Origin of the sequence: Plesiomonas sp., assembly GCF_051650925.1 — a bacterium.
In the GTDB taxonomy this organism is placed as follows: Bacteria; Pseudomonadota; Gammaproteobacteria; order Enterobacterales; family CAMTGL01; genus Plesiomonas.
In genome coordinates this window covers 1-6,363 of the sequence record NZ_JBOFRH010000312.1, presented here as the reverse complement: position 1 = coordinate 6,363, position 6,363 = coordinate 1, and the positions used below count along the sequence as shown (strand labels likewise).

At 46.7% G+C, this 6,363-nt stretch carries 6 protein-coding genes; 2 read left to right on the top strand and 4 right to left on the bottom strand.

The window, feature by feature from the left end:
- Positions 1–185: 185 nt before the first annotated feature.
- Together ACRC27_RS07385 and ACRC27_RS07380 are read right to left on the bottom strand one after the other, a co-directional pair.
- On the bottom strand, positions 186–710 hold the full coding sequence (locus ACRC27_RS07385) for a hypothetical protein (protein ID WP_438622984.1): 525 nt from the start codon (positions 708–710) through the stop codon (positions 186–188).
- A gap of 224 nt (positions 711–934) precedes the next feature.
- Positions 935–1,528 (bottom strand): VOC family protein, encoded by a 594-nt coding sequence (locus ACRC27_RS07380; protein WP_438622983.1) that lies wholly within the window; start codon positions 1,526–1,528, stop codon positions 935–937.
- A gap of 208 nt (positions 1,529–1,736) precedes the next feature.
- Between ACRC27_RS07380 and argS the strand changes: the two genes are divergently transcribed.
- Positions 1,737–3,470: an arginine--tRNA ligase gene (gene argS / locus ACRC27_RS07375; RefSeq protein ID WP_438622982.1), complete on the top strand. Its 1,734-nt coding sequence runs from the start codon at positions 1,737–1,739 to the stop codon at positions 3,468–3,470.
- A gap of 173 nt (positions 3,471–3,643) precedes the next feature.
- On the opposite strand, the gene ACRC27_RS07370 is transcribed toward argS, so the two are convergent.
- Both ACRC27_RS07370 and rimJ read right to left on the bottom strand, forming a co-directional pair.
- Positions 3,644–4,339: a YceH family protein gene (locus ACRC27_RS07370; RefSeq protein ID WP_438622981.1), complete on the bottom strand. Its 696-nt coding sequence runs from the start codon at positions 4,337–4,339 to the stop codon at positions 3,644–3,646.
- A gap of 54 nt (positions 4,340–4,393) precedes the next feature.
- Complete coding sequence (gene rimJ / locus ACRC27_RS07365; RefSeq protein WP_438630895.1) at positions 4,394–4,975, bottom strand: ribosomal protein S5-alanine N-acetyltransferase; 582 nt, start codon at positions 4,973–4,975, stop codon at positions 4,394–4,396.
- 324 nt (positions 4,976–5,299) lie between these two features.
- Here rimJ and ACRC27_RS07360 point away from each other — a divergent pair.
- A partial coding sequence (locus ACRC27_RS07360) for an MATE family efflux transporter (protein ID WP_438639544.1) occupies positions 5,300–6,363 on the top strand: 1,064 nt, incomplete at its 3' end.

Here is a 6,363-nt window from a genome sequence, read left to right as displayed (position 1 = left end):
CGATTATCAGATACGGAATGTTGTCAACTGCTACGCTGTGAGTATAGCTGACCCTGTCACATCACAAGGAATAATTGTCTTTGTGTTACTTTTCTTTATGTGAATCGGATCAGCATTCAGGGTAAAAATATACGGTTACAGGCTAAACAGTTGTATAGATTCAGCGGTTATACCCGTTCTGCTGTTTATTGTGCATACCCATTATTAGCGGAGTAAGTGCTGCCATACGGGTAGCCTGCACCAATCAATGAAACAGTAGCTTGACCACCGTTACCGACCAACTGAACGCGCGCACCCGGCACAAAGCCCGGAGCAGCTTGCTGTACCACTACCACTTCCTGACCGTTGTCTTTACGGATCACCATTTCCAAGCCTTCGGTCTGATCCAGACGATTGCCTACATCTGAACCCACCACGCTACCCGCCAGTGCACCAGCAGCGCTGGCAATATCACGCCCGACACCACCACCGACTTCACTGCCAATCAGACCACCAATCACCGCACCGCCAATGCCGCCCAAACTCGGCCCCTGCTGCTGACCGCCTTGAATTTTTACCGGCCTGACCGACACTATCGTTCCGTAACTGATGTTTTGCTCCATTTTGGCATCTTGGCCTGAAAATACATTACCGGAATACATGCCAGTATTTGCACAACCAGAAAGCGCACATACGCCAAGGATCAAAGCAGCACCTGCTGTACATTTCATTACAATCACCTTCATCAATCTTTCAAAAAACGGCCAGTTAACATGACTGTTTAGCTGACCGCTAAATTGACGATTTAACGGCAAAAAGACTAACGAAAAGTTGTCACAATGCTTGTCTTATGTTTACAAATATTTCACGGATATTCGCCACATTTCACAGGCCATTTTTTGTACAAAAATCATATTTATACACAACACATAACGGCATGTTTAAGAGCATGTAATTATGCCCCAACAACATCACGGATAGACAACGGGTGAATTTTTAGGGTGATGCCGTGGCGAGAAAATGCCAGTGTTGGGTTTGCATGCTGTTCATCATCAGCACGTGGCATACTGGCTTTGTAGTGTACCGTTGCCGTTTCTGATAATTCAGTCGCGGTACTCATCCATGCTGAGAGTGCTGGAATCGCCTGTAACGCCGCAGACTCCATATCAGCGATACTTTCAGCTTTTGATGCAACAATCAGTTCTATATGCTCCCATCCCTCACGTGGATAGTGCTTTGTATTGGGATAAGGCAGTTCCAGACAATCAATCATCCACGGCCCGACTGATAACGGTTGATGCAGTGAAAATAAGCAAATCGGCCGGCCATTGATATTTTTTTGCGAAAACATTTCACCAGCCAGCAATAAGCCCCGATGCCAGCGTTCTGCTGTTTCCTGCGAATTGCAACGCACCGCAATATGATCGGCCGGATAACGGCTAATATCGACCCCAAGATCCGTGGCTAACTGCGTGATTTGTGTCACAAAATCGTGCAGTGTGTCAGAAAGATCTGCTAACTCATTTATCCATGCAAATGGGGTTGACATCTTTTATCCTCGTTTAAGCTTATATACACATGTCAGGATGACCTGTGGGGTTTTCATGGCTCTGTTGCACGGGTATGATACCCAGTATTCTGTATCTCTGTGCACGGCTTCACGCATTATTCTTCGGCATAACGCTTATCAATACCGATGATATCGTTGCTGTTTGTTTATGTGCACAATAATTAACTGTTCGATTGAAGGCAATCAGATGAATATACAAGCTCTTATTTCCGATAAGGTTAGCCAAGCGCTGATCGCAGCGGGTGCGCCTGCTGATTGTGATTCTATGGTCCGCCAATCAGCAAAAGCACAATTTGGTGACTATCAGGCTAACGGTGTGATGGGCGCAGCGAAACGACTGGGTATCGCACCACGTCAACTGGCGGAGAAAGTGCTTGAGAATCTGAGTCTGGGTGCTATCGCCTGTAAAACTGAAATTGCCGGCCCTGGATTTATCAACATTTTCTTAAACCCGGAGTGGGTTGCTGAACAAGCCGCGCTAGCACTGACTGATGATAAGTTAAATGTCTGTGCAACACAGCCAAGCCAAACCATTGTGGTTGACTACTCAGCACCTAACGTTGCCAAAGAGATGGCCGTTCACCACATTCGCTCAACGGTTATTGGTGATGCGGTTGTTCGTACCCTTGAGTTTTTGGGTAATAATGTTATTCGTGCCAACCACTTAGGTGATTGGGGCACACAATTTGGTATGCTGATCGCTTATCTGGAAAAAATCCAGAATGACAGTAATGCTGAACTTGTACTGTCTGATTTCGAAGCATTTTACCGCGAAGCGAAAAAGTGCTACGACGAAGATGAAGACTTTGCTGTGCGTGCACGCGGTTATGTGGTGAAACTGCAAGGCGGTGATGCTTATTGTCTGAGCATGTGGCGTAAGCTGGTTGATATCACCATGGAACAAAACCAGCGCATTTATGATCGCCTAAATGTCAGCCTGAAAAGTAAAGATGTGATGGGTGAAAGCCTGTACAACTCAATGCTTCCGGGCATTGTGGCTGATCTGAAAGCACGCGGTCTGGCTGTTGAAAGTGAAGGAGCACAAGTGGTGTTCCTTGACGAATTCAAAAACAAAGATGGCGAAGCCATGGGCGTTATCGTGCAGAAGAGCGATGGTGGCTACCTGTACACCACGACCGATATTGCTTGTGCAAAATACCGCTGGGATAATTTCAAAGCGGATCGCGCTTTATACTTCATTGATTCACGCCAGCACCAACATCTGATGCAGGCATGGACCATTGTCCGTAAAGCGGGTTATATCCCTGAAAGTATGACACTTGAGCATTGTGCGTTCGGTATGATGCTGGGTAAAGATGGCCGCCCATTCAAGACCCGTTCAGGCGGTACTGTTAAGCTCTCTGAGCTGCTCGATGAAGCCACCGAGCGTGCAGAAAAGCTGATTGCCGACAAAAATCCGGATCTGAGCGCAGAAGAGCGTGCTTCGGTTGTTAATGCGGTAGCGATGGGCTCAGTGAAATATTCTGATCTGTCAAAAAACCGGACAACTGACTACATCTTTGATTGGGAAAACATGCTGAGTTTTGAAGGCAACACCGCACCGTATATGCAATATGCCTATACCCGTGTGTCTTCTATCTTTAAGCGTGCCAACATTGATGAAAGCAGCTTAACCGGTAACATCATTTTAAATGATGATCGTGAAAAAGCGTTGGCAATCAAACTGATGCAGTTTGAAGAAGCGGTTTACAGTGTAGTGCGTGAAGGTGAACCTCACCTGATGTGTGCTTACCTGTATGAGCTAGCTGGTCTGTTCTCAAGCTTCTATGAAGCGTGCCCGATCCTCAATCAAGAAGATCAGGACCTGCGTAACAGCCGCCTGAAACTGGCATCACTGACGGCAAAAACCCTTAAGCAGGGCCTTGATTTGCTGGGTATCGATACTGTCGAGCGCATGTAATTGCCGCTGATGGCATTCATGCCAAGTGAACCGAGACTAATAACCTCAATAACATCGGCTGATGGGTAAAGTGTTGGCCGGATGGTTAAAAAAGAATCCCTTAATCGGGATTCTTTTTTTATCTTAATTTCTGTCTATATCATCGCTATTAGCGATATCAGCAAAACAAGAGATTACGGCGCTAGCGTTGAGTTATCACCGGATAAAACTCGGTGCAGCATGGTTTCGAGTGTGCTGACTCGCTGCTGTAACGCGGCAACATCCTCTTCGAGTTGTGTGATCCGCGCACTTTCACTTTGGTTTGACGCAGGCTGTTCGCCCTGTGAATCACGAACAAAAGAGGTTTCGGCAGCGCTTACCTCACCACAAAAAAGGTGCATATAACGGCTTTCACGCTTACCCGCTTCACGCGGCAGTTGCACTACATACGGGCCGTCATCACGGGTCGCCAGTTTTTCCAGCACCACTTCAACGGCTTGTACATCAGAGAATTCTGCCAAACGCTGAGTTCGGGTACGCAATTCACCGGCAGTTTGTGGGCCACGCAACAGCAAGGTGCAAATCAGTGCAAACTCCTGCGGGTTTAGCTTTAAATGACCAAATTCGGAGTTACAAAACCGGTGCTCATACTTTGCAACTCGGTGGCCAAACCCTGACAAATCTCGGATTAAGCGCTTTTTCAGCAGATCATCGAGTACATTTTGTACATCTGAATCTGACAGTTCGAGCACTGGATCTCGGTTAGTTTTTTGGTTGCAGGCTGTGGTTAAGCCATTCAGTGATAAAGGGTATTGTTCCGGTGTCGTTACCTGTTTTTCTAACAAACAGCCAATCACCCGCGCTTCATAAGCCGTTAGTTGAATCTTCACATAAACCTCTCTATCTTGCTGAAAGTCTTGTTATTATTAGCACAATAATCTGATTTATGCGCAGCCTTTCCCGCTGCGGTTTGTCAACGCAGTCATGATATGATCCTGCCACATACCGTTAATCAGTAAATACTCTTTGGCATAACCTTCCCGCTCAAAACCAAGCCGAGCCAGTAAATTGCCGCTACGTTGATTATGCGGCATATAGTTGGCCATAATTCGGTGAAGTTGCTGTTTTTCCAGCATATACCGGTTACTCTCTTTTAAGGCTTCATACATCAACCCTTTTCCCACAAACTGCTTTCCCAGTGAGTACCCCAAATAACAGGCCTGAAATACGCCACGAATAATATTGCTGTAATTAATAACACCCAGCACGCGTGATTCTGCCTGATCCAGCAGTAGAAAACTAAACGCCGCACCTTGCCGATGATATTCAGAGATCAGTGATAAGCGGGCATTCCAGCCGCTAACCGTAAAATGGCCGGCATCACGTATCGGTTCCCACGGTTGCAGATAATCACGATTCTCGCGGTAATATTCAGCTATTTTCACTGCATCTTTTTCATGTGCCAAACGCACAACTAACCGCTCAGTTGATAAACGAACTTGTGGCACCGGTGAGTAGCCAAACATCCAGTAACCTCACTGATTTTATTCATAAAATAACGTTGTCATGATTAAAACAGAAAGCAGAGCAAAATGCTTATTCATGATCGCATCCGAACAGCTGAATATGTTGTATATCACATTTTTTACCGTGAATTACGCTGGTTTTCTCTCGGTTATTTGCACAGCAATACAGATATGCAGAACTTTAGACTGTTTGTTGTATTTTAATCAGTAACTACGCCTACATTATTGGTAAATTTGCTACAATTTCGCCGAAATATGCAGACTATTCTGCTCATTATGCTAATTCGTTAATCACGCAATTATTACGCGACCGAGCCAATAACCATGACTTCAACTGCCGTACCGCCACAGGAAAATGATACTTCACTGGCCACCGAACCGCTGTTAACGCTGTTTTGGCGCTATACACTGCCCACCATTACCGCCATGGTGATCAGTGGTGTGTATGTTACCGTTGACGGTATTTTTGTCGGCCACTATCTGGGCGAGCAGGGGCTTGCGGGAGTTATGCTGGCATATCCGGTGGGATCAGTGCTGTATGCAATCGGCGCTATGATCGGAATGGGTGCATCATCACTGGTTTCACTGCGTTTAGGTCAGGGAAAGATTGAGCAGGCAAGAAATATTGTCGGCAATGCCTTGGTGTTGGTGATTGCCGCAGCAATCATTATCGGCACAATCGGGCTGACCTATGGTGGCACTATGCTACGCTGGCTAGGCGCTACTGGTGATATATTTACGGCGGGTATTGAGTACTTACGTTGGTATTTTCTGCTGGGCTTTTCAGCGATGCTTTCAATGAGTTTCTCTGCCCTGCTGCGTAATGATGGAGAGCCAAAGCGGGTCACCTACATTATGATTTTTGGTGGTACGCTGAACGTGCTGCTTGATTACATCTTTCTGGCCATTATTCCGCTCGGGCTGGCCGGTGTAGGTCTGGCCACCATGCTGTCACAGCTGATCAGCGGTGGGCTATGTCTGGCACATTTTTGTTCAAAACGCAGCCAGTTACGTCTCTCATGGCGGGCACTGCTCCCCCGCATAGCACTGATTGCAGAGATCCTGCGTTTAGGCACCTCGAGCCTGTTGATGTATCTCTACCTATCAGTGGTACTCGCGCTGCACAATAAGGCATTTATGAGTGTGGGTAACGCCCTGAATGTGGCGGCCTACAGTGTGGTCAGCTATGCCGAGGCCTTTTTCTACCTGATTTTTGAGGGGATAGCACTCGGTATTCAACCGATTGCCAGTTTTAATGCGGGTGCAGGTCTAGAAGATCGCGTGCGCAAAATACGAAATCTAGCATTAGGTATTACTGCCGGATTAGGCATTGTGGGCATGGCATTTCTCTATATTTTCCCGCATCTGGTTACTCAGCTGTTTGCCGG

Excerpts from the sequence above, each read along its gene's own strand:
- ACRC27_RS07385 (WP_438622984.1), bottom strand. The coding sequence starts at position 710 with ATGAAATGTACAGCAGGTGCTGCTTTGATCCTTGGCGTATGTGCGCTT.
- ACRC27_RS07380 (WP_438622983.1), bottom strand. The coding sequence starts at position 1,528 with ATGTCAACCCCATTTGCATGGATAAATGAGTTAGCAGATCTTTCTGAC.
- argS (WP_438622982.1), top strand. The coding sequence starts at position 1,737 with ATGAATATACAAGCTCTTATTTCCGATAAGGTTAGCCAAGCGCTGATC.
- rimJ (WP_438630895.1), bottom strand. The coding sequence starts at position 4,975 with ATGTTTGGCTACTCACCGGTGCCACAAGTTCGTTTATCAACTGAGCGG.